Origin of the sequence: Pseudomonas sp. SR18 (genome assembly GCF_023701505.1) — a bacterium.
Classification (GTDB): domain Bacteria; phylum Pseudomonadota; class Gammaproteobacteria; order Pseudomonadales; family Pseudomonadaceae; genus Aquipseudomonas; species Aquipseudomonas cyclaminis.
Genome location: NZ_JAMQAU010000047.1, coordinates 1 through 558 on the forward strand (window position 1 = coordinate 1; position 558 = coordinate 558).

Genomic DNA, 558 nt, shown 5'->3' on the forward strand with positions numbered 1-558 from the left:
TCGCCGTCAACGGCGACTTGCGGGTTGGTGTCGGCATAGCCGCTGACGTCCAGTTGATCGAGGGCCAGCACCGGCAGCGCGGCGGGGATCGGCAACTGCGTGAGCAGGTGTTGCTGGGTCAGCAGCAGGCCAATACCGCTGTCTTCGATCATGTAGCTCAGGCGGTCTTGCGGGTATTCCGGGTCCAGCGGCACATAGGCGCCGCCGGCCTTGAGCACGGCGAGCAGGCCGATGACCATCTCCAGGCTGCGCTCGGTGGCAATGCCCACCAGTGCATCCGGGCCGACGCCCAGTTCCATCAGCTTGTGGGCGAGTTGGTTGGCGCGCTGGTTGAGCTGGCGATAGCTCAGTTGATGGTCGTCGAACACCAATGCCGGCGCATCGGGGGTGGCGGCCACCTGGGCTTCGATCAATTGCTGGACGCTGTGGTCGAGCGGGTAGTGGGTGGTGGTGGCGTTCCATGCGCTGACGATCTGCTGCTGCTCGGCGTGGTCCAGCATCGCCAGGTCGGCCAGCCGCTGTTGCGGGTCGGCAATGAGGCTTTGCAGCAAGTGCAGC

Annotated in this window: 1 protein-coding gene; it reads right to left on the minus strand. The window is 65.4% G+C overall.

The window, feature by feature from the left end:
• Window positions 1–558 (minus strand): AMP-binding protein (locus tag NDJ82_RS27830; RefSeq protein WP_250926669.1); only part of this gene is annotated, 558 nt, incomplete at both ends.